This window comes from Oscillatoria sp. FACHB-1407 (assembly GCF_014697545.1).
Classification (GTDB): domain Bacteria; phylum Cyanobacteriota; class Cyanobacteriia; order Elainellales; family Elainellaceae; genus FACHB-1407.
Window position 1 is genome coordinate 117,559 of sequence record NZ_JACJSA010000006.1, and the last position, 25,971, is coordinate 143,529.

Sequence of the window (25,971 nt, forward strand, 5' to 3'; positions counted from 1 at the left end):
GTTTTTTTAAAGCTAGACCGATATGACTAAGAGATTGCAGATTACTCAAATCGTTTAAGATTCCCTGGGGATGGAGCGGCGATACATCTCGCAGAGATGAGCGAGGGTATCAATCAAAGTGAGCCGATAATCGAGCAAGATTTCTTCACTCCGACCCTCCAGCTTTAACTGTTTAGAAAACTCATCCATCAAATCCATATGAATTTCTACAATTTGCGCCACTGGAACATCAGCAAAAAATGCCAGATCGACGAAGCTATCAATACTTTGGTTTAAGTCGTTATCGTTAGCGAAGTAGTGCAGGATGATATGACGATAATCGGCTTTAAGTTGCTGTAACAGTTCCTGCCGCTCAAGCTCATTCATGTGACGCAAAAAATGGGCTGGGTTTCGTTTGTAATAAACTCCCAGGTAGCCTAATCGCTCTTTTAATTTTTCGGCGAGACGTTGTTGTTGTTGCATTAATGAACGTTGAACATTAAGAGCAGTAAGGGTTCCTGGGGTCGTTTCACGAGTGAGGGAAACTGGAGCAGACAAATTCAGAAAATTGGCGATCGCCTCTTCTACAAAATCACTAATATGGCTCAGGTTAGACCCATCAACCTGCAATACAGCAGCATGATATAGAACCGCCTCTTGCGATTGTTCCCCTGGGGCAGCAGGAATATCATTTACTACGGAGGTTGGGTGAGATTTTGAAGATTGGGTAGTGAGCACCAGTGCCGGAATCAGGATGGACTGTGTTTGAAGGGAGTGAAACAGTTTAGGTAAGGATGAAATGTCTTCAAGAATTAAACAATCGATCGAGGAGTGCGTTTGTTGCAGAAAGTAAAGGAAGTCGCTCTCTTGCTGAAAACGAGTGAGCACAAAGCGATGCGACGCGGTTTCTGCAACAGCATGATCACCGCTCTCTGTCACTGAGTCAGGTTGCAACTGTGCCGCTAATGCTTGCGCTAAAGCTTCAGATTGTAGCAAAGCACAAAGAGCAATTTTAGAGCGTGTTTTTTGGGAAGAGGCCATAGGGCCAGGTGCCAGTTTTTTTAGAAATGTAACCAGTCATTAGAATATTTAACAATCATTGTAGAGGTAAATGCCATTGGTATCCCGTTAGGCAGTCATAATTGAGTCAGACTCTTTTTGTGGGCACCTTACAAGAATAGGGTTTAGATTAGGTGGGGTTTGGCTCCTTGGGGTAATGCATACAACTTCTTTGAGGGAATTCGTCGAGACTGTTCCAGTCTGCGCCACCACCGCTAGCCTGGATGTCGTGCTGAGTTTATTTCGACAAACCCAGTTTGAGTGGTTGTTGCTAGTCGATGAGCACCATGCCCCCGTTGGAGTGTTTAACTTTCGTAATCTATTGCCCTATCTGCTGACGTCTCCATCCCAGCGGGATGAACTCCCGGCAACATTAAACCCTCCGTCTGCATCCTTCGATCTGACCCAATTTCCAATCGAGCCGATTGGGACCTTATCGCTAGATTGGCAGCCTTCTCAAGTGGTAGCGCGGTTGCAGACAAGCCAATCGTCTCCCCAGGAGAACTGTGCATCCATCCACTGGGTGTTGGTAGATGCTTCGGGGGCTTGTCTTGGGCTGCTGAATCAGTTGAAATTTTGGCAACAATATCTGACAAACCCAGCATCCCTTTTGCCTGAGCAGACGATTGAGCCACCCTTGTTAGAAACGCCTCAAGCTGAGACTCCCGAACTGGAAACTCCTGAACTAGAGACACCTCCATTAGAAGCTCTGAAATCAGCACTGAGTCCGACCTTGACCAGTCATTTTCAAGTGCAGTTATTTTCGCAATTAGTGCAGGTGTTAGAGCAGTTGCCTATTCCGATTATGTTGCAGACCGGAGATGGGCGAGTCATTGGTCAGAATTTGGCATGGCGGCAACAAATTGGTGAGTTGAAGGATTTACCGACGGTTCAACGAGAAGCAACCCTGCTACTGGAAACATCGTCTGGTGGGTCAGAGACAAACACCTCTCTGGAAAGCTTCATGGATGCGTCAGATTTGTATGGCGATCGCTCCAATCCTTTGTCTTCTACTACGCTGCCACGGTTGTCTGATTTATCTCCAACCCCTGCTCCTTACAGTAGTGGTGTATCAGTGCAGTCTTCTCAACCGCCAACGTCAAGTGTGTGTCATTCGGGCACCAACTCCGACACCTGTGTGTGTATCTGTTCCATGAAGAATGGGCAGGAACGAGTTTGGCAGTTTGTCAAAATTCCTTTGAGGCTAGCACCGGATCATACGACGATCGACTGGTCAAACTCCACTACTGGCGATCGCTTTTTGACGATACCGCCGTTTCATCTAGCATCCCTTGCCTCAAACCTGGGAGTGGATGGCTCCCTGGTAGATTTGTCAGCGATTGCTACTGCAAATACCTTATGGCTCGTCCAGGCTCAAGACACCACTGAGCAACAGCAAGTTGCGAAGGAATTAGCTGCCAAAAATGCTGACTTGATTCAGCTAAACCGCCTTAAAGATGAATTCTTAGCCTGTATCAGCCACGAACTCAAAACTCCTCTAACGTCAATTTTGGGGTTGTCGAGTCTACTCAAAGATCAATTGTTAGGACCGCTCAATGAGCGTCAAGCTCGCTACACCCAACTGATTTACCAGGGGGGGCGGCACCTGATTCTCATCGTTAATGACATTCTGGATCTGACGCGAATTGAGACAGGTCAGTTAGAACTGATTCCAGAGCCAGTCAACATTGAACTGGTGTGTCACCGCGCCTTTGAGCAAGCACGACACCTGTTATTGGCGGCAGACAATGGCAGTACAGACCATCAAACGGAACTTAAGCTCGAAACTCAGTTTTCCCTCGACATTGATCCCAATCTCAATACCCTGATCGCTGACGAACTGCGTCTGCGCCAGATGCTAGCTAATCTGTTGTCCAATGCCCTGAAGTTTACCGAGATTGGTGGGGACATTGGTTTGAGAGTGAGTTTTTGGGAGGGATGGATTGCTTTTACCGTTTGGGATACGGGAATTGGCATCCCGGCGAATAAGCAACACCTGATTTTTCAAAAGTTTCAACAACTTGAGAACCCCTTAACTCGTCGTTTTGAGGGTACCGGGCTGGGGTTGGTGCTAACTCAGCGGTTAGCCCGGTTGCATGGGGGCGATGTCACCTTTACTTCGGTTGAAGGGCAGGGGAGTGAGTTTACGCTCTTGTTGCCGCCTAGCCCACCCACCCCACAAGGGATTCGTCCTGCTTCAAAGGCGATCGCATTTCCGCCAGTGGCTTTGAGCAAGCGATTAGTCATGGTGGTTGAGGCAGTACCTCGATTTTTAGAGGATTTGACCCAACAGTTAACGGGGTTGGGATGTCGAGTGGCGATCGCCCGTTCAGGTACAGAGGCACTGGAGAAAATTCGTCGGCTTCAACCTGCTATTGTCTTTTTGAATCCGGTGTTGCCCCTGCTGTCGGGATGGGATGTCTTGACTCTGCTCAAATCTGATAGTGAGACGCGACACATTCCTGTGGTGGTGACCGCAACGCGAGTTGAAAAAAGTCAGGCTTACAGCAACGGAGCAAATAGCTTTTTAAGCCTGCCCATTCAACCGAATGCTTTACAGCACAGCCTGGAATATTGGATGGAGCGTCCCTCACAGGAAGAAGTCAGCGAACCACAAAATACTCTCACCGTGCTGCATCTACGCCCAATCGTAGAGGATGGAGACACTTTGGGTGACTCTGACCCCGATCCTTATAAACCCGTCATTACAGATCTGAGTAACCTGCTGCACCCATATCATTGTCGGGTGCTGGAAGTGGACGATCTAGAGCAAGCAGATTTATTGGCTCGCGTGTGGAAGCCTGATCTCATCCTGCTCGACGGTACGATGGCAAACCCGGTTCACTATTTGATCCAACTGAGCCAATCTCCGTTTTTGGCAGCGTTGCCATTGGTGACATTAACTTCAGAGATGACTCAAGCTGCCAATCAAGTGCCCGATCTGGCAGTCTTCCCTTGCCTCGCCACGCTAAATTCAGACTCTTTGGAGTCAGGACAGTCCGATGTTTTGGCTCTGTGGCAGGTGATGCAAATTGCGGTGGGCACTCATTGGACATCTCATATCCTGATTGCGGACTTAGCAACGTTACCACTTGATCTGATGGCAGGAGGAGATGGGATTGGTGCAGTAGGAGCAGCGGATGAGGCGATCGCCCAACTTGCATCTAACCAAAAAGTTAATGAGTGGTTGCAGGTGTTGCTGCAATACATTCAGACTGCCAAGTTTCGAGCATCTCTGGGGCAATCGTGGAGCGATGTGCTACATCAAATTCAACATGGTGGTGTCGATCTGTTGCTGTTATGCGTTCATGCAACCCAGCTTGAAAGGGTGCAACCTGCCATTGAGGCATTAGCTCAACTGGAGTCTAAACCGCCAATTTTGGTGTGGGATTGCTCCTCACAGTCGCTGGTGGATCCATCATTACTGGCATCACTGGGGGCGATCGCCACTCGCGTGATTCCTGTCTCACTGTCAATGCAAGACCTCTTAGAAGAGATTCAGCGAACCTTAAACGTGAGATAACAGCCTTTAAAGTGAGGTAACAGCCTTTGCAGAAAACCCCTGCGAAGCTACTGGATGTGAAGCTTGCTCATGACCTTTCCCATCCTACACGCTACACCCAACCCCAACCCCCTTGTCAGATTTAACCTGCTTCTCATAAAACAACCGTTCTAGCTTTTATAGTGAAAAAAGCGCGGTTTAACCTGTGATTTCCTATGCCCTTTATTCATGTGCCAAAATCCTGGCAACTTCCCGAACGAGTTGTCACTTCAGAAGCCGCGTTTCTTCAGCGACGGCGATTTCTTAAGGCGTTAACGGGCTTCAGCATTGCTGGGTCTGCCCTGGCTCTGGCTGGATGCCAATCTAAACAAGCCACTGGAGATACGGCTCCAATCGCAGGCACAAAAGCATTGGAGGCTATTTCAAATCCAGCCTTTGTAGACGCTGATCGTCCCATTACCAATGAGCTGATTGCTGCTACTTACAACAACTTCTACGAGTTTGGGGGTAACAAGTCCATCTGGCAAAATGCTCAAGCCTTACCCACTGACCCCTGGAAGGTGGAAGTGACGGGTCTAGTCAATAACCCACGGGTATTTGACCTGGATGACCTGTTGAACTTTCCACTTGAAGAGCGGATCTATCGATTTCGTTGTGTCGAGGCGTGGGCGATGGTCGTGCCCTGGTTGGGATTCCCGATGAGTGCTTTGATGAAAGCGGTTGAACCCACCTCAAATGCTAAATTCGTGCGGTTTACCTCCTATTTCGACCCACAAGTGACGAAGGGACCAGGATTCCCTCCAGTGCAATTTCTCCCTTTTCCTTACACCGAAGGGCTACGCATTGAAGAGATGGCAAATGAGCTTGCCTTCTTTGCCGTAGGCATTTATGGTCATACCTTGCCTAAGCAACACGGTGCGCCAATTCGGGCGGTGTTGCCCTGGAAGTATGGCTTTAAGGGGGCAAAGTCGATTGTCAAAATCGAATTTATCAGTACTCAACCTGCCACTTACTGGAACACGATCAGTCCCGGTGAATATAAGTTTGAGTCGAATGTTGACCCGCAAGTGCCTCATCCTCGCTGGTCGCAAGCCAAGGAACGGTTGATTAGTCCTGGTGGGCAGTTTGCCTGGGAAGAGGTGCCAACGCTGAAGTACAACGGCTACGGGGAATACGTCGCTTCCCTGTATAGCTGAAGACTTAATAGTTACGGAATGGAGACTATAGCGATCGCCAAAATCAATAGGACATTGAATTTAAGCCCTGTCGAGAGAGACATGATTAATTGCGTCTGTCCTGTTGAGTGCCTTTCTTAACTGAGGTGACTACGGCGATAAGTTCGATAGCTGATAGGGGCGGGTTTTGCCGTCAAAATCATGGCAGGGTGCCGATTGAGTCGCTAAACCCGCCCGTATAGGTTATGGATTTGTTCAATTGACAATCCTAGGGGAATTTGTGCTCTCTGACCTCAGTGCAGTAAGTCTGAACGGCTTGCGTCACAGTTTCCCGTAGATTGACATAGGACTTGGCAAAGGGAGGTTGCCAGTCTGATAAGCCCAACAGATCAGCAGTAACGAGCACCTGTCCATCACAGTGAGGACCCGCCCCAATCCCAATGGTGGGAATGGTTAGCTTCTGACTAATACGCAGTCCAAGCTCTGAGGGAATGTGTTCCAGAATGATGCCAAATACCCCTGCTTGTTCGAGGGCGATCGCCTCTTCAACAATGCGATCGCTGGCTTCGGGCGAGGTGCCCTGCTTGCGATAGCCCCCAAACTGATGCACCGATTGCGGGGTTAACCCCACATGCCCCAACACGGGAATGCCTGCCTGCACTAACCGTGCCACGGTGGCAACCATCGCCGGATAGCCACCCTCCAGCTTCACAGCTTGTGCCCCTGCCTCTTTTAGGGCGCGTCCTGCTGCCCGAATTGCTTGCTCCGGGCTTTCCTGATAGCTCATAAACGGCAGATCGACGACAACCAATGCTTGCTTTACTCCACGGCGCACAGCTTTGGCATGGTGCAAAATTTCATCTAACGTCAGTGGCAGCGTCGTGTCATAGCCCAGTGCCACCATCGCCAACGAATCGCCAACTAAAATCAAATCGACCCCTGCCTGATCCAGGAGGGATGCTAAAAGATAATCCCAGGCAGTGACAGCGGCGATCGCCTTGCCCTGCTGTTTAAGTCGGATTAACTGCTGAGTGGTGATTGCCATAGGTCAATGAATAAAGAATGCCTGATAGCGAATGCAAATAGTAAGAGTTCGTCTATAAAACGATTGTAGTCCTCCGCCTTCAGCATTCGTGTCCTCTCTTATGGTGAGGATGAAGGGGACTCAAACGCAATGGGGCGATCGCAAAGTGGTAGATTGATTCGGTGAGGGCAGCATCTCTGATCTCTCATCCGCTGCATTTAAGAGAACGATCATGTCGCAGGATCAACCACCCAATTCCAATCCATTGCCTGATGATGACCTGGATGATGTGTGGGATTCACCAACGCCAGATCCCTCATCTGCGTCGCAGGCTTCGCCATCGCCATCCCCACGAAGCTCTAGCCAGAAGCCGACTACGCCACAACCTACTTCCCGATTGACCATTAACCCTGAACGGGTAGCACAGATTGTCAGTCAGCTTCAAACGGGGTTAAACCAGGCTAAAACAACTCTGAATACCCAATTCAATCAGATTCGTCCTGAGTTAGATAATCTATCAAACAAACTTCGTCCAGCTTTAGCAACAGCGATCGATAAACTTCGTCCTCTCCTGGAAAAACTGCAAACTTGGTGGAGTGCCACCTTACCCAAGGTGCGCCAAGTATTGCCGGACTCGCTCAAGCGATCGCTTTCCGATCGAGTCCTGACTAACATCGCGATCGGTTTACTGATCATTGTGCTGTGGAGCTTGCCAGGGATTCTGTTTGGGACACCGACACGCGCTAGTCAGCCTTCCAGCCAGACCCCAATGAATCAACCTGCCCCTATTGTGCAACCTTCCCCACAACCTGAAATACCCATAACTCCTACCCCCGTCATCCCATCCCCCATCTCTAATCAACCTCCTAGCCCTCCACCACCGCTAGACCTGACTCCAGCCCAAAGCTTGATTGCAGCGATTCAAGATCAGGTTGCTGAGGTCACGAACCAATATGCCAACGGCTTGATTCAATCAGTGCAAGCCAACTTTCGCAGTAGCCGCTTGATTGTCGTTGTGGGCGATGAATGGTACGACTTATCTTCAGCCCGTCAAGATACTGTCGCTGCCGAAATGCAGAAACGCGCCAAAGAGCTTGGTTTCACAAAACTCGAAATTACCGATGCCCATGAAACTCTGTTAGCTCGTAGTCCCGTGGTGGGTGAAGTGATGTTGATTTTGCAACGAGCTAAGGGGCAAGTGGGGAGTAGAGAGTAGGGAGTGGGAAGTAGGGAGTGAAAGAGTAGGGAGTAAGGGAGTGGGGAGTGGGGAGTAGGAAGGGAATTGGGGAGCTTGATCTAGCGATCGCCCTTTTTATCCTTCATCCTTCATCCTTAAACTCTTTTATCCTTTACCCTTTCTTTTTTTCCTTGTCTCTCATCCGCCTCGCTGATATCGCATTCCTGGAAGCTGGGAAATCAATCCCATTAATTCCAACTGGGCGAGGGAACTGAGGACAGTTGCCGTATCTAATCCAACCTGTTGCACAATTAGGTCGATCGCCAGAGGTTCCAGGGGTACGGCTTCAAAGACCTGTTTGAGCACGGGTTCTCCAATTAACGGCTCTAGAATGCGCGGTTGAGGACGGCTCATCTCCAGTTCATCCTCATCCTCTTCCTCAAAGAGGGAGAGTTGGTTAGTGGGGAGTTGCGCAGTGTCAAGTTGGGGGAGTGACTCTAGAGCCGCCAAAAGCTGCTTTTCTCCCAAGATCATATGGGCTCCTGTGTTGATTAATTCCAGGCAACCTTTGGAGCGATTGTTATCCAATGATCCGGGTAGGGCGTAAACTTCCCGGCAGTAGTCATTAGCAAGACGAGCGGTAATGAGTGCCCCTGACTTATGAGGAGCTTCCATCACCAGGACGACACGGCTCAAACCAGCGATGATGCGGTTACGTCGCGGAAAATGGGTGCGATCGGGTTGAGAGCCAGCTGGATATTCACTTAACAGCAATCCCTGTTGTTGCACCTGTTGAGATAGGTTGCGGTTTGACCAGGGATAAACCATATCAACCCCGGTGCCTAACACGGCGATCGTCCGTCCTCCCGCACCCAGGCAAGCATGGTGAGTCTCGGTATCTACTCCTTCGGCTAAACCAGAGACGATGGTGTAGCCTGCCTGCGCTAAAGCGGCTGTAATTCGACGAGTCCAGCGTCTGCCATAGTCGGTCGGTTCACGAGTGCCGACGATCGCCACACAAGGAATGATGCCCTGATTTTCCAACGGCTCCACAACGCCACTGTAGTACAGCACTGGCGGTGGATCAGGAATTTCGAGCAGTAGCCGGGGATAGTCTGGATCAGCAGGAGTCCAAAAGTGGGGGTTTTCCTGCTCGTGCTGCTGCAAAACGGCGTCTGGATCAAGGGGCGATCGCCCCTTCACCGCGATAGCAGAAATTTGTTCCCCAACGCCTTCCACTGCTTCGAGGGCAGTAGCACTGGCATACCAGGCTTCACTCAACGTGCCAAAGTGACGCTGCAACCGCAATAACAGTGTCGGACCAATTCCGGCAATTCTAGACCAGGCGACCCAAAACGCACGTTCTTCTGGCAATTCCTACTCCTTGCAACCCCTAAAGTTATTCTTCTACTCTGCCGTTATATGAGTTCTAAATCATCATGCCCATTCTGCAAATGGTTTCAACAGAGCAGCGAGTCCGTTCTGTCAGGGTGTCAGCACTATTATTCCAACATAGTTTTAGCTCACCTGTTGGGTGCGTTGTTGCTTGAGATAGGCGAATACGCTTTTGTCACCGATATCAGGCGGAATCGGTTGAATGATTTTACGGATGGCGAAAACCAAAAATAACGCTGCCCAGGTTGCTAACAAGACACGCTCAAAATCGGCGGATAGAATACCAGTCAGGTGCCCTAACAGCAACAGGGGAACCAGGGGGGTCAGCAGTTTAGTTTCAAGGCGGTTGAAGCAGAAGGCTTCCTTAAAGAAAATGCCCGTCAAAGCCGCAAAGGTGAAGCCAATCCCAAATAAGGTGAGGGGTTGTTGATAGACGGTTAGAGCCAGAGGTTGTGAATTGGCGAAAGCAAGGGCGATCGCGCTGACCGTTCCCACTGCCCAAAACGCCTGTAACGCTCGATGCAGGGGTAACAGGTAGATGTGAATGGTTAACAGGCTTACCCCCAATCCAGCAGAGAACAACCCAAACAACAGCGTCAACAGCGACATTGCGATCGCTCGATCGCCTTGCCACAGCACCAGTCCAACTCCAATGGCAAAGCTGACTGCTGCGACGGCTAATCCAGCACGATACACTACCACACCCTTGCGATCGTCTGTGGTAATCGTAAACTCTCCAAACTGCCCCTGATACACCTCTGAGGAAGGTGCATCAGAGGGTGATGCATTTGCCTGTGCTGTCATACCTATTTCCCTCTTTGTGTGGATCGTTGTCTGGATCGTTTGCAGATTGATGTTTGGGTTGAGATTGGTGCCTCAACCTGCTGTTTTAATGTGTGAGTTGTAAGACTTGATTGAGCTTGCCACTACGATAACCTTCTAAGTCTAAAGTGACATAGACGAACCCATAGGATTGAAACTCGTTCACAAGAGTTGGTAAATCAGTCGTGAGGACAAATTCTTTGATTTGCTCTGGAGGAAGTTCGATTCTAGCGGTATCTGCCTCAGATCGCACCCGCAGGTTTTTCAGTCCTAATGTGCGGAGATAGCGTTCGGCTCTGCCCACTCGCTGCAACTTGTGAATCGTGATCTCTTCCCCATAGGGAAATCGGGAACTGAGACAGGGTTGAGCAGGTTTATCCCACCAGGGTAGCCCTAACTGTTTTGCCAGTTCTCGCACCTCCAGCTTTGTCACCCCAACCTCTGCTAGAGGCGATCGCACGCCCCGTTCTTTTGCCGCTTGAATGCCGGGTCGATAGTCGGATAGATCATCGGCGTTGACCCCATCCACCACATAGGGATAGCCCCACTTCAATGCCAAGGGTTTCAGTGTGTCGTGCAACTCACTTTTGCAAAAATAGCAGCGATTGACCGGATTGCTGGCGTAGTTGGGATTCTCCAACTCATGAGTTCGCACGACCTCATGACGAATGCCAATCTCTGCGGCTTGAATGCGGGCATCTTCCAGATCTTCTGGCAGCAACGAGGGTGACTCTGCGGTGACGGCTAAGGCGCGATCGCCCAACACATCATGGGCAATTTTGGCGACCAGGGTACTATCAATGCCCCCAGAATAAGCAATCAAAGCCTGATTCATTTCGGCAAAGAGCTTTTGCAGCCGATCTAATTTCTGCGACAGCATGACCAATCCAAAACCCTAATTCGCAACGACAAACGGGAACCCCCGTTTTCTCCAGCGTAGCGAATTTTTGGTATTGGGAGTGCGAGCATCTTGCTCGCGATCGGCTTAATCCAAAATCTAAATTGTCCGTGAGCTTCAATTTCTAGTGAGCCAGACGCTCACCCTAAATCCAAAATTACCCGTAGCAAGATGCTCACACTAGGGAGTCTGTTGTCTCAAATGCTGAACCAGAGCGTGTAGCCCTAACCGATAGCTATCTGCTCCAAATCCACTGATTTGACCTACAGCAACAGGCGCAATGTAGGAATGGTGTCGAAAAGGCTCACGACGATAGACGTTACTCAAATGGACTTCCACCGTGGGAATCGCAACGCCAGCGATCGCGTCTCGAATGGCAACACTGGTGTGGGTGTAGGCTCCAGGATTAATCAAAATGCCCTGATGCACACCCAACGCAGCATGAATCACATCCACCAACGCACCTTCGTGATTGGATTGAAATGTGGCAACTTTGACCTGAAGCGATCGCCCCTCCTGCTCCAATCTGTCATTGATGCTAGCTAACGTCACGTCGCCATAAATCCCCGGCTCTCGTAGCCCCAGGAGATTTAGATTGGGTCCATGCAGCACCAAAATACTGAATGAAGTTAAAGCATTGGATTCAGCCACTAACGACGCTCTGAATCTCTAACTGGAATGGGAATCGGCTCTGGCTCTGGCTCTGCCTCTGGACCTAATAAAGCCTCAATCAGCTTGCGTGCCCATTCCTTTAACTTTTCCAGTACCTTTTCGATGTAATCCATTAATCAAAAAGCTCCTTCAATGCCGACCAAAGCTTTTACTAAAATTAGAGCCTCAGCCTAACAATGTAAACGCTCAACGCCTTATATCTGATCATAACCAATCATCGAAAATGATCAAGACCATTGTGAAGCTGTTCTTGATAAAGATGAATTTTCTTCAGAAAATGAAAACGATGTTGCAGCGATTATTGGTAACACTGCATTGCATTTACTTGTGATTGGGCTAGAAAAACAACTGTTTTTATAAGCTACGCTAAACTCAATTATTTGAAATTGTTATATAGCGATCGCGCTCCAATAACTCCCTTGACGAAGTTGGAAAGGTTTTATTGAAGCAAAAAAGGGGGCGCGATCGCCCCCTAACCTAATCACAACTCATGGATAAACCTATTTGGTTTCTGAGAACTCAGCATCAATCACATCATCATCGGCTGGAGCAGAACCCCCACCTGTGGGAGGAGTAGGACCATCGCCAGGACCACCATCACCACCACCAGACTGCTGATAGAGGTTGCTGCTGACGCTGTAGAGCACTTGCTGCAACTCAGCGGTGATGGACTTAATCTGGTCAAAGTCTTCGCGAGAAATTGCATCACGCAGATCCTTCACTAAGCCCTCAACCTTGGCTTTGTCATCCGCAGGAACTTTGTCACCCAGTTCATTGATTTGCTTCTCAGCCTGGTATGCCAGTGAGTCTGCCTGGTTCTTGAGGTCGATGCGCTCACGCCGCTCTTTGTCTGCTGTCGCGTTGCGCTCAGCCTCTTGTACCATCCGTTCAACGTCGGACTTGTCGAGTGTAGACGCGTCCTTAATGGTGATGGATTGCTCTTTGCCAGTGCCCTTATCCTTCGCCCGGACATTCAGGATACCGTTAGCATCAATGTCGAAGGTCACTTCGATTTGAGGCACGCCACGAGGAGCAGGAGGAATCCCATCCAGACGGAAGATACCCAGGCTCTTGTTGTCGTCTGCCATCTCGCGCTCACCCTGGAGCACTTTGATTTCAACGTTGGTTTGTCCGTCGGCAGCGGTTGAGAAGGTTTCAGACTTCTTGGTAGGAATGGTGGTGTTGCGAGGAATGATCTTGGTCATAACACCGCCCAGCGTTTCCACACCCAAAGAGAGGGGAGTCACGTCGAGCAACAGAATGTCCTTAACTTCACCTGCCAACACACCCGCTTGAATCGCTGCACCAACTGCTACCACTTCATCAGGGTTAACAGTTTGGTTGGGGTCTTTGCCCAGAACCCGCTTCACCAGTTCTTGGATAGCCGGGATACGGGTCGAACCACCCACAAGCACCACTTCGTCGATCGCCCCTTTGTCGATCTTGGCGTCACGCAGAGCACTCTCAACGGGAACACGGCAACGATCGATCAGGTCAGAGCAAAGCTCCTCAAACTTGGCACGGGTCAAGGTGGTATCTAAGTGCTTAGGACCATCTTGAGTCGCTGTAATGAAGGGCAGATTGATTTCTGCTTGAGTCACGCTGGAAAGCTCAATCTTGGCTTTTTCAGCAGCTTCGGTCAAACGTTGTAAAGCCCGCTTGTCTTTGCGAAGATCAATGCCTTCTACTTTTCTGAACTCTTCAGCCAGAAAATCGACGATCTTTTTGTCGAAGTCATCACCACCCAGGTGAGTGTCACCGGAGGTTGCCAATACTTCAAACACACCATCACCGACTTCCAGGATGGAGACGTCAAACGTACCGCCCCCTAAGTCAAACACCAACACAGTTTCGTTGGTTTTCTTATCTAGACCATAGGCCAGTGAAGCGGCAGTCGGCTCGTTGATGATCCGTAGTACTTCAATACCAGCGATTTTTCCAGCGTCCTTCGTGGCTTGACGTTGGGAGTCGTTAAAGTAAGCAGGAACGGTAATAACCGCTTGAGTTACCGTTTCGCCTAAATATTTGCTAGCGTCTTCGACTAACTTACGTAGCACTTGTGCCGAAATTTCTTCAGGGGCAAACTGCTTGCTTTCTGCGGGGCAATCAAGTTTGACGTTACCGTTAACATTCAGCACTTTGTAAGGAACTTCTGTCGTTTCATGGGTCACTTCATCAAAGCGGCGACCGATGAATCGCTTGACAGAGTAGAAAGTATTTTCAGGGTTGATGACGGATTGCCGTTTCGCAATCTGACCTACACGCCGCTCCTTCGTTTTGGGATCAAATGCGACCACCGAGGGCGTTGTGCGGAAACCTTCTGCGTTGGCGATGACGGTCGGCTTACCACCCTCCATCACAGCTACGCAAGAGTTGGTTGTTCCTAAGTCAATTCCAACAACTTTTGCCATATCGTTCTGTTGCTCCGGTTCTATCTACAGGTTCTAGCTCAATTGACTAAATGCTTTGGGAGTTGCACTGCCCTCGGTCAGGGCACAGAGGCGATCGCTTCGCAGTTCCCCACAGGGTTAATCGCAGATCCCACAACTCTGCACTCTTCTATATACTGCGTATGTTTGCCCCCTACCATGAAGGCGTATTTACCGAACCAAACGTGGACGGTTCACCCAATTGACTGGGTTGACGATTCGTTTGGGCATCAGTCGAAATTGATTGTATTGCATTCATGAATCCAGTGTAGGCAGGGCTGGGCAAACCAGAGTGGGGGTGAACCGTAACGCTGATGGTGAGGTTGCCGTCGATCGCCCAAAATTTTGCTTGAGATCAGCCGTTGCCCGATAGGATGAATGAACAGATGGAACAACCCATTCACTCTTGCCCATTTACTCTTGCCCATTACTTCTGCGGGTAGTTATGTCTTCTCAACTTCGTCTCAATTTGGTAGAAGGGTCAGTCAGCTTTAGTTTTACGCCACAAGCAGCGCGTGAGTTGCAGGGGGCGATCGCTACCCTAATGAGCAGCCTCAAAGCCGCTGCGGCTCACAGCAGTGGCACGAAGCCCGACCCCAAACAACCCATGGAATATCAATACGTTGGAGACGTCTTTTTGGAAATTTTTTGCAATCCCAATATTTGGGCAAGCCCTTTTGCGGCTAAGGTGCTAGTAACTCTACGCGACCAAAACATTCGCCTCACTACTGAAGCCGAGTTGACTCGTCTGATCGAAGATATCAATGAGTATCTGGAGCAGTTTGGTTAACGTTAACTGCCAAAATCGTGATCCGAACTAAAACGGAGTGATGAATGGCTGGCACTCACCACTCCAAAAAATGATGCATCAGATGGAATTGATTTTGCTGCACCAGTCGATGCATCAGGCAAATTGACGTTTTGCAGCGCGGTTCGCCAGTCGAGTTTTGTTCTGATAAAACTGGTTTGCAGCGAAGCCCAGTGAGTAAATCAGAGCCGCGTTGCTAGATGCACCTAAAAAAGCACCTGCTCCGGGAATAATTTCAGCAAAGCTCAGTCCGGCTTTGAGGACTCTAGACCCACCTAGAGAAAAGCCAAAAATCGTCAACACCTCACCACGACGAGTAGGGTCTGCTAGAGAGAACCCATACACAGCCGCAATGCGATAGAGCATTTCGGCTTGCAGTTTGCTGACGGCAGCCAGGTCGATCGCCAACAAGCTAAGAGCCAGGGGAGGAATCAGGTTAGTTGCGAGGCCAATTCCACCCGCTTTCATCGCCGTGTCAACGATGATGCGATGCGCCAATTGGTCATCCGATTCATTGGGATATTGCTGTCGTAGCTGGCTCACTTCCTTTTGAACTTGCTGAGTGTCAACTTCACCCAGTGCTGACATCAGCCAATTGATGATGGGTAGCTTGCTAACAAACTTAATCATCGGGTTGTCGATGATGGGGCTAACGACTTTGCCAACGGTTTCAGTGGTCTGTTCAACCCACTTGTGAGTGGCAGGACCACTGGTTTTAGCAACTGCTGTTGCGGCACCCATGATTTCCTCACTGGCAACCATCAGGGCGTTTGTAGCCATCTTAGTAGCAGAGACACCGACTTGATTCGCAGCGGCGATCGCCTCTTGCATTGGATCAGCATTTTTGTTTTTGTCGTACTGCGTTGCCATAGTTGATCGTTGCCTTGCTTAACAAACTTGTTTCCACTCTAAAAAAGCAGCGACAAAATCAACCTCTACCGTGTGATAGTGATTTCCCTCTTTAACCGTACGCCCAAAAAAAGATCTTCAACCTCTCAAGGAAGTTGAAGATCTTGGACGAAAATTAATCTGACTACCTAGCCAAACTGCCGTTCTGACTGGGCTTCAGTCTCTAAGTTAAAGAGCATTTTTAGCGTCTCCATAGCTTTACGGCGGGCTTCGATATCCTGCTGTGCTCGCAGTTGCACCATTGGGTCATGAAGAATTTTGTTGACAATCCCGCGAGTCAGAGCTTCGATGACCTCCTGGTGTTTCTCGGCGAACTCAGTGCCCAAACGAGAAAGGGCTTTCTCAAGCTCCTGAGTGCGAATCGTTTCTACCTTATCGCGCAGACAGCTAATGGTTGAGACAGTTTCGAGCGATCGCCACCACATATCAAACGACTCCACCTCTTCCTCTAGCAGAGCTTCTGCCTCCAGTGCCATCTGGCGACGAGTTTCCTGGTTTTGTGCCACGACTGCTTTCAAGTCATCTACGTTAAACGCCTGCACATGCGACAGTTGATTCACATCCCCGTCTACGTTACGGGGCACAGAGATGTCAAACAGCATCAGAGGTTGATTGGGTTCCAGAATCATCTCTAACTTGGCGCGATCGAGAATCGGTTCAGTCGCAGCGGTGCTCGTGAAGACCAGATCCGACTCAGCGATGACCTGCCCCATTTCATCGAGCGTATGCAGTTGCAAATTGGCATCGGGAAACTGTTTTGCCAATTCTTGCGCCCCTTCCATCGAGCGATTGACGATGGTGATTCGGTGAGCCCCTTTCGAGAGCAAATGCTGTACCAGCAATCGAGCCATTTTTCCGGCTCCAATGATGGCTACTCGACAAGCGGCTAGATTTTGCACTTTAACCTGAGCCAGTTCAACTGCTGCGGAACTGATGGAAACCGCACCTGTGCCAATGCTGGTTTCGGTGCGAACACGCTTCCCTGCTGCCAATGCTTTGGTGAACAACTGATTCAGAATGCGTCCAATGCCTTTGTGTTGCTGCCCAATTTTGTGAGTGTGTTTGACTTGAGCCAAAATTTGCCCTTCGCCCAACACCAGACTGTCTAACCCGGCAGCGACGCGCATCAGGTGAGTGACTGCGTCCTGGTGCAACAGGGTAAACAAATAGGGGCGCAACTGGAAGAGAGGAACTTTGCCATATTCTGAGAGAAACTGGCTAACCTCGCGCACCCCATGATTGCTCTCACTTGTCACGATATAGATTTCAAGACGATTGCAGGTACTTAAAATCGTGGCTTCTTCAATGTGGGGATAGCTTCGCAGGTGGGCGATCGCTGCTTCCGCTTGAGGAGTTGGAATGCTTAACTTTTCTCGCACTTCGACAGGGGCTGTTTTGTGGCTCAAACCCACAACTGCAATGTTCATTGTTCCTCCCAACGTTTTCCCAAATGAGTTCATTAACAGAGTGCCCGAAAAGGTAAATCACCATCTTGAACACTATCTTTCGGATGAAAATTTAATCAAGTTTTCGTAATTGAACGACTCAAATCATTAGAATCGGCAATTTAAGAAAAGTCTATCAAGTCAGTGCCACTTTCAGAATGCTTGAAGACCCGTTCAACTAACATTTGCCCGTGAATTTTTGTGAACCTAATTAACGTGAATTCGAGATCAGCATTTTGGCGGTTAAAACCGCCGCGATAGGAACAAACCGACCTCCATCGGTTCGTCTAACCCTCAATTTTCAGTCGTCTGCGAAGGCAGACTTGGCTTCAATAGCTGCGAATTCATTCGCCAGGATTTTAAACCGAACTGACGTTAATTAATTGCAATAAACATCCTGAATGAATTAATTTTTGTTGACGTAAGCGGTTAATCATATACACGATATGGACGCAAAAAGTCTGATTTTTCTTACTTTTCACTGCAAAGACACAGAAACAGCAGTAGCTTAATCTGTCTGCCTCTGTGTCTTAAGTAGAGTATTGAAAATGGTTGAATTGAACAGGTTTTAGCTAAGCTTTAGCCAAAAACGTTGCCCACCTTATCTCAATTGTATGGTTCTTGGATGTTCCTCAAACATATGAATGGTGTCTACAAACCGAGCTGTTTTTGATTGGTTAGAGATAACCAGACTCTGAGTTCTTGCGCCACCATGGAAGAAGCGAACGCCATCCATCAATGTGCCTGGCGTGATGCCGCACCCTGCAAACAGGACGGTTTCACCGGATGCCAGTTCTTCAGCCTCATACACGCGATCAGGGTCGGTGATTCCCATTGACTGCAAACGCTCAATGTTAGCTTCTTTGCTTTCGCCAATCAGACCAGTCTTAACGATCGCCGGGTCGTAGATCAGTTGCCCCTGGAAGTGACCCCCTAAGCAGCGCAGTGCCGCTGCTGAAATTACTCCTTCTGGTGCTGCACCGATGCCCATCAATGCGTGGGTGTTGGTTCCGGCAAAGGCGCAGGAAATCGCTTCTGACACGTCACCATCCGAGATCAGGCGAACCCTCGCTCCAGCTTCACGGATCTCTTTGATTAGCTCATTGTGGCGATCGCGCTTCATCACCACCACAACTAATTCATCAATCGAGCGATCGAGGCACTCAGACAAAATTTTCAGGTTTTCGGTTGGAGATTTGCGGATGTCTACCTTGCCTTTTGCTGCCGCAGGAGCCGCCAACTTATTCATATAGAAGTCAGGCGCAGCAAACAATCCACCCTTTTCAGAGATAGCCAGCACCGCCATTGAACCCGGTTGACCATAAGCACAAAGGTTCGTTCCCTCGCAGGGGTCAACCGCGATGTCGATTTCAAGCAACTCTTCAGGGTTGCAGTAATCCGTGGCATCGGGGCGAGTGCAAATCCCGACCTCCTCGCCGATGTACAACATAGGAGCGTCATCCCGCTCCCCTTCCCCGATAACAATGCGTCCTCGCATGTAAATCTTGTTCATCCGCTCTCGCATCGCTTCTACAGCAACGCGGTCAGCTTCATTCTTGTCGCCTTTGCCCATCAATCGAGCCGAGGCGATCGCTGCCTGCTCAACCACTTCAATAATTTCTAAACCAAGTGTTGATTCCACCTGTGATTTCCTCCCGACTGCTGATTTTGCGTCACTCTGCGGACTAAGCTTTAGTAAAAAAGTTTATCAGACTATGGGATCAGGGAAGGGAAGAAGAGGGAAGAGAGAAAAAAGAAGAGGGAAGAGAGAAAAAAGAAGAGGGAAGATGGGAAAGGGATGAAGGATAAGAGGTTGTGCTTTTTGGGGCGATCGAGTTCTTTCTTAACGTGAATTCGGGATCAGGATGTTGGCGGTTGAAACCGCCGCAATAGGGATAAAACTGACCTGCGTTGGTTCGTCCAGTCCTTGATTTTTGGTCGTCTGCGCAGGCAGACTTGGCTCCAGTGCCCCATTGACTCCCTTGTTTTTTTGACTTGTTGTGCAAATCTAACCCCAACAATCGCTAGACTCCCTTTCTTATTCTTTTTTCATTTTTCTCTCTTCATTTTTTCCTACCGCTATACTCGTGAGATATTCGCTCCTGAGGGGATGCTCAATGAATGTATTTGTGGTAATCACGCTAGCGATCGCTCCAGGGTTGTTTTGGCTATGGTTCTTTTATAAGAAGGACGCGTTAGAACCGGAACCACGGCATCTCATTGTTAAAACCTTCTTTTGGGGAGTGTTTCTGGCGATCCCGGTGCTGATTGTGCAAATTCCGTTTTTGATGATCAGCAGTTCCATGATATTTCTGGCCGTGATTGTGGCTCCAATCACAGAGGAGTTTGGCAAATATCTGGTAGTGCGCTGGGGCGTTTACAAGAATATTGAGTTTGATGAGCCAGTGGATGGCATTATCTACGCTGCTGCCGCTGCCCTGGGTTTTGCTTCGATTGAAAATGTCTTCTATTTGTTGGGTTCTTATTACGCTCCTCAAGAGATCACGGAAGGAGCTTCGGCGTCCTATGCGGTGCTCACACTTTTTGTGATTCGAGGATTGCTCTCCGTACCTGGGCATGCGTTGTGGGCGAGTTTATGGGGCTATGCGTTAGGGGTTGCTAAGTTTTCGACTCCAGAGCGGGCAAGTACGCTGATTCGCAATGGCTTGCTGCTATCGATGTTTTCCCATGGGTTGTTTAACGGATTGCTGGTCATTTTCCCGCCTCTGGCGTTAGGGGTTTTAGTACTGATTCCGCTGGGATGGCGGATGACCTTTCGCCGCATTGCTGCTGCTCTGGCGGCCTCACCTCATGCTCTAAAATCGTTGAGCGATCGCCAGGATATCTAATCCATTTTCATCCCAAAAAATAAGGGAGAGAACTTGCATTCTCTCCCTGGTCTGATTTGAGTTTTTGTCTCAGTGCTTGTCGTTGCTTACGCAGTTGTCGTTGTCTCGCGCTACCACCTTTGCCTTTGTTGTTACGACCTTCGCGGCGCGGAGACTCCCAACTTTTCAGTCGTTGAGCCATGATATCTCCTTATTCAAATTAGCTATTGCTTGAGTAAATATCCCAATCTGTTCAAGTGTAGCAATCTACACAGGCAACCGCATCCCCCATTCAGGGGAATATTCGCAGTATAACCTTAGTTGAGATGGGCAGAGTCGGACTCGAACCGACATGACCGAAGTCGCCACATTTTGAGTGTGGTGCGTCTACCAATTTCGCCATCCGCCCTTGGACTCGGCTTTATTATTATAGGGCATTGTGCGATTTTGCAACAAAGATTGATAAGTTTGACTCGTTGCCCAGCGATCAATTTCTCTAGCCCGCAACACTGGCACCGGATGAGTCAGTTGAGACGTTTGAACTTGCTTGAGCAATTGCCCCAATTCGCTATTGCTGATGTCATCGTAGGAGCGAGCTTGCGCCAAAAAGGCATCCAAATTGAGTTGGGACGATAAGGTAGGGGAACCTCCGGTCAATTTCATCAACACCGAGGCAACGACTCTTGGGTTTTGAGAGACTAACAGGGCAGCGCGATCGCACGTAAATTCAGCACAGCGAACCCATTCCAAAATTCGATCTTGCAAACTCTGGGCGATCAAGGTGCCGATGGGTGCAAATTGCCCTGCCGCTAGCACAATCAAGTTTGCCAGAGTCAGATAGACGCTGTGGTCACATTTCAGATGCCCTAATTCGTGAGCAATTACCGCCTGAATCTCTTCTGGAGTCAACAACTCGATGAGCGAGGTGTGAATCACGATAAACGGCTGTCTCCCTCGCATGGCGAAGGTGTAGGCGTTGGGGACGGGGTGCTGCCGAATGTAAAGCTGAGGCTGCTCCAGATCCAGAATCTTGCAGGCATCCACCAACAGCGTGTAGAGATGCGGAAGCTGTTGCTCACTGACTAGAATGCTAGAAGCAATGTTCTCCAGGTAGAAGAACTGTTCTGCTACTGGACCTAACAGGTTTCGCACGAGCAGGTCAATTCCGGGAATTTGTTTTAACGCTTGGGTGGCTTCCAAATCCAGGGGATGGCGAAAATGGTCTGACTTGAGACCCAACAGCAGAATTTTTTGAGCAGACATTGGGAATTGTAAGGTTGGTGAAAAGCGTCGATAAAACCACTCAAAGATGGTTTAACGCCTATTGTAAGAGGCTGAATGAGAACTCGTCAGAGTTTATTGAAGGTTTAGATTTGTGACGGCGGTTTGGAGCACTTTTTAACGAGTTTTTAGGAATGGCATGACTACACCCTCTGACTCTACTGAAGCGGCATTTCAGCTTTATCAGCAACGGCAATATCGTGAGGCAACCCGTCTGTGTCGGCAGACCTTACAACAATACCCAGATCACATTGATGCTCTGTTGCTCTTGGGGATCACCGCCTGCCAACTGAATCAGTTTGAGGAGTCAATCGCTTGTTTTCAGCGGGTTCTTAAGCTCAAACCCAGCGACACCAATACGTTGAATAATCTGGGTAATGTCTATCGGGCGCAGGGCAAATTGGACGAGGCGATCGCCACTTACTACAAAGTCTTGACCCTGAACCCCCGTCATGTGGATGCCTGCTACAACATGGGAATTGCCTTCCAAGACCAGGGCAAAGCCAAGTTTGCGATCGATTGCTATGAACAGGCGATCGCACTGAATCCCAATTACGTCAATGCCTACAACAATTTGGGTGTGGTGTTACGCCAACAAGGAGCGACAGAAGAGGCGATCGCAGTCTATGAACGGGCACTCGCGCTGTCACCGGATTTTGCCGAAGTACACGACAACTTGGGCAGTGCCCTGCGGGAAGCCGGAGCCTTAGACGAGGCAGTTTACTATCACCAACGGGCGATCGCGCTCAAACCGACTCCGTTAGCCTATTACAACCTGGGTAATGTGTTTTTGGATCAGGGCAAGCCCCAGGCGGCGATTGAGGCGTACAACCAGGCGATCGCCCTCAACCCCAACTATTACGAGGCACAGGTATCAAAGGGGATGAGCTACTTGCTCTCAGGAGACTTAATGACGGGCTTCACGCAGTATGAAGCTCGCTGGGGCGAGAAGCAAGCCAATCCCTACAGCCTGAACCGCCCATTATGGGATGGTTCCCCGTTAATGGGACGACGTATCTTATTGGTGCCAGAACAGGGATTTGGTGACACGATTCAGTTCATTCGCTATGTCAGTATCCTCGTTCGTTTTGGGGGCTATGTGATCGTCAGTTGCCAGGAACCGCTGTTACGTCTGTTTGCCACTGTGCCTGGAATCAGTCAACTGGTATCCGTTCAGGCAGAGCTACCGCAATTTGATGTGTATCTGCCGATGATGAGTTTGCCACGGTTGCTCAAGACTCGTTTGGACAGTATTCCTGCCTCTGTGCCCTATGTTCACGCTCCTGCCCAGTCCTCAGTCCAACTTCAGCGGGATAACACTCTGGCAGTGGGCATCGTTTGGGGAGCGAGGGATGAGTTCATTGCTAAATATCCCGCTCGTCGTCGCTCCTGTCCGCTGATTGCCTTTCAACGCCTCTTGCAGGTGCCCCATGTTCGCCTCTACAGCTTGCAAAAAGGAGACGCAGAGCAGGAGCTAGAGCAATTGGGGTGGCGATCGCAAATTCAAGACCTGAGCGACCAGATCAACGATTTTGCTGATACAGCGGCAGCTATCAATCAACTCGACCTGATCATTACGGTAGATACTGCCGTTGCTCACCTTGCTGGGGCGATGGGCAAACCCGTGTGGTTGCTCCTCCCCTACGCTCCCGATTGGCGATGGATGCTCGATCGCACCGATAGTCCCTGGTATCCTACGATGAGACTGTTTCGTCAGAGCTATCCCGGCGATTGGGCAGGGGTCATGGAGCAGGTGACAGAAGCGTTGCAGCAGATGAAATAGACACAGGCAACATGAGGGACGCGATTAATCGCGTCCCTCAGCAATCAACCTAAACTATTAAACCTATACCTGCCCTGGAGCAACTGTTTGAATGACAGGTGCATCAGCCTCCGGGTCATCGACCCGCTGCAACTTTGCACCGAGCTTGAGCAACTTGCCGCCTAAGTCCTCATAGCCGCGATCGAGGTGATGCAGTCCCTGAATGGTCGTTTTACCTTCAGCGGCGAGGGCAGCCAGCACCAGTGCAGCAGAGGCTCGCAAGTCAGTTGCCACAACCGGAGCACCCGATAGTCGAGGCACTCCACGAATGATGGCGTGGTTGCCCTTAACACGAATATCGGCTCCCATGCGGTTTAACTCAGCAACGTGCCGCAAACGGTTTTCAAACACGGTTTCAGTGATGACGCTGTCCCCTTCGCTTAGGGTCAACAACGCCATAAACTGTGCCTGCATATCGGTGGGAAAGCCAGGATAGGGCAGCGTTTCAATATCCGTTGCGATGTGGTGCTCACCGGGGGTGATGCGGAGACGATTGGGAGTCTCTGCTGTAATGTGCAGACCGATCGCCCGTAGTTTCGCAATGACCGCTGTTAGATGGTCGGGCACAACCGGAAACAAGCTCAGGTCAGAGCGGGTGATCGCTCCTGCCACGAGAAATGTACCTGCCTCAATGCGATCGGGGATGATGGAATAGTCGGTGGAGTGCAACCGGGGAACGCCCGAAATGATAATGGTGTTTGTTCCTGCGCCGCGAATGCGTGCTCCCATTGCCCGACAGAAATTTGCCAAATCCACGACTTCTGGCTCCTGCGCCGCATTTTCAATCGTGGTTTCACCATCCGCTAAGGTTGCCGCCATCATCAAGGTTTCAGTTGCCCCGACACTGGGGTAGTCCAGATAGATGCGTGCTCCCTGGAGTCGCCGATTCGTGCCTTTGACCGAGGCATGAACAGTGCCATGGTCGATGTGGACATCTGCCCCCATGGCTTGCAAGCCTCGAACGTGTAGATCAACAGGTCTAGCCCCGATCGCACAGCCACCCGGTAAAGGCACGCGGGCAACGCCCAGACGAGCCAACAAAGGACCAATTACAAAAAAGCTGGCTCTGAGTTGGCTGACGAGTTCGTAGGGTGCTTTGGAGTGGTGCAAATGGCGAGCGTTCATATGGAGCGCGTCGCCCTTACGTTCTACCTTTACTCCCAGGGCTGAGAGGATTTGCCCCATCCGATTGACATCCACCAGCGAGGGAACGTTTTGGATGCGGCAGTCATCAGGGCAGAGTAAAGCTCCAGCCATAATGACCAGGGCTGAGTTTTTGGCACCGCTAATGTTGACTTGCCCTTGCAGTGGTACGCCACCCCAAATATGCATGAGAGACTTGTCTTCTTCGGGTGCGGCATTGGAATTGGGAAGGTTAGGAGAGGGAGTAATAGGTTTGTCCTCCAAAGTGGGTAATAGTTCCTAATAACTTCAAAATTTGGTTTGATTCTACCGGAAAGCGGCTAAATGTCTAAATCAAATCCAAGCCCGAATCGTATCTTAGGAAGAATAAGCTAGAAATTCATTAACCTCAAGCTGCAAATTTCCTTGCTAAAGTAGTTGACTGATGCGATCGCTTGATAGATGATGGGAAATCGCAGCGTTGAATGAGCTGATGCGGAACTGGCGGAATTGGTAGACGCGCTAGATTCAGGTTCTAGTGTCTGCAAAGACTTCCGGGTTCAAGTCCCGGGTTCCGCATTCTACACGGTGTGACTTTTGTTCTCCGTTTAAGAATGCATAGCAGGTGAGATGAGTCCTCTGGTTGTATCAATCATGATGATGGATTGGTCAAATCTGCTTATACATTTGTAGATTTTTGTAAAAAATTTAAATCGTTGGTGGTGCGTTGATCACGAGTTTGCAGAACCCGCTTGTCAAACAGATGCGAAAGCTGCACCGCCCCAAAGAACGGCTTCAGCAGCACCTATCGCTTCTGGAAGGCACCCACCTATTGGAGGAAGCCTGTGCTGTCAATATTCCTCTAACGACGGTTTGTTGCACCTCTGATTGGCTGGAAGAGCACACCCAACTGTGGGAGCGTGCGACTCAACAGGCAGGTCGGGCAGAGATCGTCAGCCCCGAAGTGTTGCAGGCGATCGCCACTACAGTTCAACCGGATGGAGTCGTCGCTTCCGTAGCACGGTTGATGCCGCGATCGCCCACCTTTCCAGTAACACTGGGAGTAGCGTTAGAAACGATTCAAGACCCTGGTAATGTCGGGACGCTGATTCGCACAGCGGCAGCCGTCGGGGTAGATGGGTTGTGGATTAGTGCTGATAGCGTCGATTTAGACCATCCCAAGGTGTTGAGAGCCACCGCAGGTCAGTGGTTTCGTCTACCCATGGCGGTGAGTGCTGACCTAAAACAGGACGTTACCAGCTTTAAGCAATTGGGGGGGCAGGTGATCGCCACCCTCCCCTTTGCCCAAACACCTTACTGGGAGATTGACTGGCAGCAACCCAGCTTGATTTTGTTGGGCAATGAAGGGGCTGGCTTAACCACCGAGTTAGCGGCTCTTGCCGATGTCAACGTTACGATTCCTCTGATGGCTGGGGTCGAGTCGCTCAACGTGGCGATCGCAGCGGCTGTCATTCTCTACGAAGCACGGCGACAGCGGGAGGTAGGGGTGTAAGGGTGTAGGGTGTAGGGGTGTAAGGGTGTAGGGTGTAGGAGCGATCGCTCTAGCAAAATTTCAATCTCATCGCGACCACTAAATGACCAAAAACAAATGACCAGCAACAAT

22 protein-coding genes and 2 tRNA genes are annotated in these 25,971 nt (G+C 49.8%); 8 read left to right on the top strand and 16 right to left on the bottom strand.

Annotation, left to right across the window (positions count from 1 at the left end; genetic code table 11):
- Positions 1 to 54 precede the first annotated feature (54 nt).
- Entirely contained in the window at positions 55 to 1,020 is a 966-nt protein-coding gene (locus H6G89_RS11965) for a circadian clock protein KaiA (protein WP_190506378.1), read from the bottom strand.
- Positions 1,021 to 1,195: 175 nt separating this feature from the next.
- Between H6G89_RS11965 and H6G89_RS11970 the strand changes: the two genes are divergently transcribed.
- Both H6G89_RS11970 and msrP read left to right on the top strand, forming a co-directional pair.
- Complete coding sequence (locus H6G89_RS11970) at positions 1,196 to 4,561, top strand: hybrid sensor histidine kinase/response regulator (RefSeq protein WP_190506380.1); 3,366 nt, start codon at positions 1,196 to 1,198, stop codon at positions 4,559 to 4,561.
- 194 nt (positions 4,562 to 4,755) lie between these two features.
- Positions 4,756 to 5,736, top strand: a complete 981-nt coding sequence (gene msrP, locus H6G89_RS11975; RefSeq protein ID WP_190506382.1) for a protein-methionine-sulfoxide reductase catalytic subunit MsrP — start codon at positions 4,756 to 4,758, stop codon at positions 5,734 to 5,736.
- Between the two features lie 247 nt (positions 5,737 to 5,983).
- On the opposite strand, the gene panB is transcribed toward msrP, so the two are convergent.
- A complete protein-coding gene (gene panB / locus H6G89_RS11980; protein WP_190506385.1) occupies positions 5,984 to 6,760 on the bottom strand; it encodes a 3-methyl-2-oxobutanoate hydroxymethyltransferase in 777 nt (258 codons plus the stop codon).
- A 211-nt stretch (positions 6,761 to 6,971) separates the two neighbouring features.
- Between panB and H6G89_RS11985 the strand changes: the two genes are divergently transcribed.
- Positions 6,972 to 7,955 carry a hypothetical protein gene (locus H6G89_RS11985; protein WP_190506387.1) on the top strand — a complete coding sequence of 328 codons (984 nt, stop codon included), beginning with the start codon at positions 6,972 to 6,974 and terminating at the stop codon, positions 7,953 to 7,955.
- A gap of 159 nt (positions 7,956 to 8,114) precedes the next feature.
- Here the strand turns inward: H6G89_RS11985 and dprA are convergent, their stop codons facing one another.
- From dprA to H6G89_RS12015, 7 genes are all read right to left on the bottom strand, one after another.
- A complete protein-coding gene (gene dprA, locus H6G89_RS11990) occupies positions 8,115 to 9,290 on the bottom strand; it encodes a DNA-processing protein DprA (RefSeq protein WP_190506394.1) in 1,176 nt (391 codons plus the stop codon).
- A gap of 144 nt (positions 9,291 to 9,434) precedes the next feature.
- A complete protein-coding gene (locus H6G89_RS11995) occupies positions 9,435 to 10,115 on the bottom strand; it encodes a DUF2301 domain-containing membrane protein (protein WP_190506396.1) in 681 nt (226 codons plus the stop codon).
- An 85-nt stretch (positions 10,116 to 10,200) separates the two neighbouring features.
- Positions 10,201 to 11,013, bottom strand: coding sequence for an ATP-dependent sacrificial sulfur transferase LarE (larE, locus tag H6G89_RS12000; protein ID WP_190506402.1), 813 nt, complete (start codon positions 11,011 to 11,013; stop codon positions 10,201 to 10,203).
- Positions 11,014 to 11,211: 198 nt separating this feature from the next.
- Complete coding sequence (gene aroQ, locus H6G89_RS12005) at positions 11,212 to 11,682, bottom strand: type II 3-dehydroquinate dehydratase (protein ID WP_190506405.1); 471 nt, start codon at positions 11,680 to 11,682, stop codon at positions 11,212 to 11,214.
- Entirely contained in the window at positions 11,682 to 11,816 is a 135-nt protein-coding gene (locus tag H6G89_RS35685; RefSeq protein ID WP_255519403.1) for a hypothetical protein, read from the bottom strand. The genes aroQ and H6G89_RS35685 overlap by 1 nt, the downstream gene beginning before the upstream one ends.
- A gap of 387 nt (positions 11,817 to 12,203) precedes the next feature.
- Positions 12,204 to 14,114: a molecular chaperone DnaK gene (gene dnaK, locus H6G89_RS12010; RefSeq protein WP_190506412.1), complete on the bottom strand. Its 1,911-nt coding sequence runs from the start codon at positions 14,112 to 14,114 to the stop codon at positions 12,204 to 12,206.
- Positions 14,115 to 14,387: 273 nt separating this feature from the next.
- Positions 14,388 to 14,546: a hypothetical protein gene (locus H6G89_RS12015; protein WP_190506414.1), complete on the bottom strand. Its 159-nt coding sequence runs from the start codon at positions 14,544 to 14,546 to the stop codon at positions 14,388 to 14,390.
- A 31-nt stretch (positions 14,547 to 14,577) separates the two neighbouring features.
- On the opposite strand from H6G89_RS12015, the gene H6G89_RS12020 reads away from it, so the two are divergent.
- Entirely contained in the window at positions 14,578 to 14,922 is a 345-nt protein-coding gene (locus H6G89_RS12020; protein ID WP_190506416.1) for a hypothetical protein, read from the top strand.
- A 114-nt stretch (positions 14,923 to 15,036) separates the two neighbouring features.
- On the opposite strand, the gene H6G89_RS12025 is transcribed toward H6G89_RS12020, so the two are convergent.
- The 3 genes from H6G89_RS12025 to glpX form a co-directional block, all read right to left on the bottom strand.
- On the bottom strand, positions 15,037 to 15,810 hold the full coding sequence (locus H6G89_RS12025) for a hypothetical protein (protein WP_190506418.1): 774 nt from the start codon (positions 15,808 to 15,810) through the stop codon (positions 15,037 to 15,039).
- 167 nt (positions 15,811 to 15,977) lie between these two features.
- A complete protein-coding gene (locus H6G89_RS12030) occupies positions 15,978 to 17,276 on the bottom strand; it encodes a glutamyl-tRNA reductase (RefSeq protein WP_190506420.1) in 1,299 nt (432 codons plus the stop codon).
- Between the two features lie 619 nt (positions 17,277 to 17,895).
- Entirely contained in the window at positions 17,896 to 18,936 is a 1,041-nt protein-coding gene (glpX, locus tag H6G89_RS12035) for a class II fructose-bisphosphatase (RefSeq protein WP_190506422.1), read from the bottom strand.
- A 475-nt stretch (positions 18,937 to 19,411) separates the two neighbouring features.
- Here glpX and H6G89_RS12040 point away from each other — a divergent pair, with 475 nt between their 5' ends.
- Positions 19,412 to 20,143 (top strand): PrsW family intramembrane metalloprotease, encoded by a 732-nt coding sequence (locus H6G89_RS12040; protein ID WP_190506424.1) that lies wholly within the window; start codon positions 19,412 to 19,414, stop codon positions 20,141 to 20,143.
- A gap of 7 nt (positions 20,144 to 20,150) precedes the next feature.
- Here H6G89_RS12040 and H6G89_RS12045 read toward each other — a convergent pair whose 3' ends face one another.
- The 3 genes from H6G89_RS12045 to H6G89_RS12055 form a co-directional block, all read right to left on the bottom strand.
- Positions 20,151 to 20,324 carry a hypothetical protein gene (locus H6G89_RS12045; protein ID WP_190506426.1) on the bottom strand — a complete coding sequence of 58 codons (174 nt, stop codon included), beginning with the start codon at positions 20,322 to 20,324 and terminating at the stop codon, positions 20,151 to 20,153.
- Positions 20,325 to 20,449: 125 nt separating this feature from the next.
- Positions 20,450 to 20,531 (bottom strand) — tRNA-Leu (locus H6G89_RS12050).
- The gene (locus H6G89_RS12055; protein ID WP_190506429.1) at positions 20,510 to 21,385 is read right to left on the bottom strand and encodes a M48 family metallopeptidase; all 876 of its coding nucleotides are present in this window, start codon (positions 21,383 to 21,385) and stop codon (positions 20,510 to 20,512) included. Before H6G89_RS12055 ends, H6G89_RS12050 begins: the two co-directional genes overlap by 22 nt.
- 157 nt (positions 21,386 to 21,542) lie before the next feature.
- Between H6G89_RS12055 and H6G89_RS12060 the strand changes: the two genes are divergently transcribed.
- A complete protein-coding gene (locus tag H6G89_RS12060; protein ID WP_190506431.1) occupies positions 21,543 to 23,186 on the top strand; it encodes a tetratricopeptide repeat protein in 1,644 nt (547 codons plus the stop codon).
- A gap of 63 nt (positions 23,187 to 23,249) precedes the next feature.
- Here H6G89_RS12060 and murA read toward each other — a convergent pair whose 3' ends face one another.
- Positions 23,250 to 24,632, bottom strand: coding sequence for a UDP-N-acetylglucosamine 1-carboxyvinyltransferase (gene murA, locus H6G89_RS12065; RefSeq protein ID WP_190506433.1), 1,383 nt, complete (start codon positions 24,630 to 24,632; stop codon positions 23,250 to 23,252).
- Between the two features lie 210 nt (positions 24,633 to 24,842).
- On the opposite strand from murA, the gene H6G89_RS12070 reads away from it, so the two are divergent.
- Both H6G89_RS12070 and H6G89_RS12075 read left to right on the top strand, forming a co-directional pair.
- Positions 24,843 to 24,926, top strand: a tRNA-Leu gene (locus H6G89_RS12070).
- 148 nt (positions 24,927 to 25,074) lie between these two features.
- Entirely contained in the window at positions 25,075 to 25,860 is a 786-nt protein-coding gene (locus tag H6G89_RS12075) for a TrmH family RNA methyltransferase (protein ID WP_190506435.1), read from the top strand.
- The last annotated feature ends 111 nt before the right edge of the window (positions 25,861 to 25,971 follow it).

What these genes read in the sequence shown, in the direction of transcription:
- H6G89_RS11965 (WP_190506378.1), bottom strand. Translation starts at nt 1,020, where the DNA reads ATGGCCTCTTCCCAAAAAACACGCTCTAAAATTGCTCTTTGTGCTTTG.
- H6G89_RS11970 (WP_190506380.1), top strand. Translation starts at nt 1,196, where the DNA reads ATGCATACAACTTCTTTGAGGGAATTCGTCGAGACTGTTCCAGTCTGC.
- msrP (WP_190506382.1), top strand. Translation starts at nt 4,756, where the DNA reads ATGCCCTTTATTCATGTGCCAAAATCCTGGCAACTTCCCGAACGAGTT.
- panB (WP_190506385.1), bottom strand. Translation starts at nt 6,760, where the DNA reads ATGGCAATCACCACTCAGCAGTTAATCCGACTTAAACAGCAGGGCAAG.
- H6G89_RS11985 (WP_190506387.1), top strand. Translation starts at nt 6,972, where the DNA reads ATGTCGCAGGATCAACCACCCAATTCCAATCCATTGCCTGATGATGAC.
- H6G89_RS11995 (WP_190506396.1), bottom strand. Translation starts at nt 10,115, where the DNA reads ATGACAGCACAGGCAAATGCATCACCCTCTGATGCACCTTCCTCAGAG.
- larE (WP_190506402.1), bottom strand. Translation starts at nt 11,013, where the DNA reads ATGCTGTCGCAGAAATTAGATCGGCTGCAAAAGCTCTTTGCCGAAATG.
- H6G89_RS35685 (WP_255519403.1), bottom strand. Translation starts at nt 11,816, where the DNA reads ATGGATTACATCGAAAAGGTACTGGAAAAGTTAAAGGAATGGGCACGC.
- dnaK (WP_190506412.1), bottom strand. Translation starts at nt 14,114, where the DNA reads ATGGCAAAAGTTGTTGGAATTGACTTAGGAACAACCAACTCTTGCGTA.
- H6G89_RS12015 (WP_190506414.1), bottom strand. Translation starts at nt 14,546, where the DNA reads ATGGGCAAGAGTGAATGGGTTGTTCCATCTGTTCATTCATCCTATCGG.
- H6G89_RS12020 (WP_190506416.1), top strand. Translation starts at nt 14,578, where the DNA reads ATGTCTTCTCAACTTCGTCTCAATTTGGTAGAAGGGTCAGTCAGCTTT.
- H6G89_RS12025 (WP_190506418.1), bottom strand. Translation starts at nt 15,810, where the DNA reads ATGGCAACGCAGTACGACAAAAACAAAAATGCTGATCCAATGCAAGAG.
- H6G89_RS12030 (WP_190506420.1), bottom strand. Translation starts at nt 17,276, where the DNA reads ATGAACATTGCAGTTGTGGGTTTGAGCCACAAAACAGCCCCTGTCGAA.
- H6G89_RS12040 (WP_190506424.1), top strand. Translation starts at nt 19,412, where the DNA reads ATGAATGTATTTGTGGTAATCACGCTAGCGATCGCTCCAGGGTTGTTT.
- H6G89_RS12045 (WP_190506426.1), bottom strand. Translation starts at nt 20,324, where the DNA reads ATGGCTCAACGACTGAAAAGTTGGGAGTCTCCGCGCCGCGAAGGTCGT.
- H6G89_RS12055 (WP_190506429.1), bottom strand. Translation starts at nt 21,385, where the DNA reads ATGTCTGCTCAAAAAATTCTGCTGTTGGGTCTCAAGTCAGACCATTTT.
- H6G89_RS12060 (WP_190506431.1), top strand. Translation starts at nt 21,543, where the DNA reads ATGACTACACCCTCTGACTCTACTGAAGCGGCATTTCAGCTTTATCAG.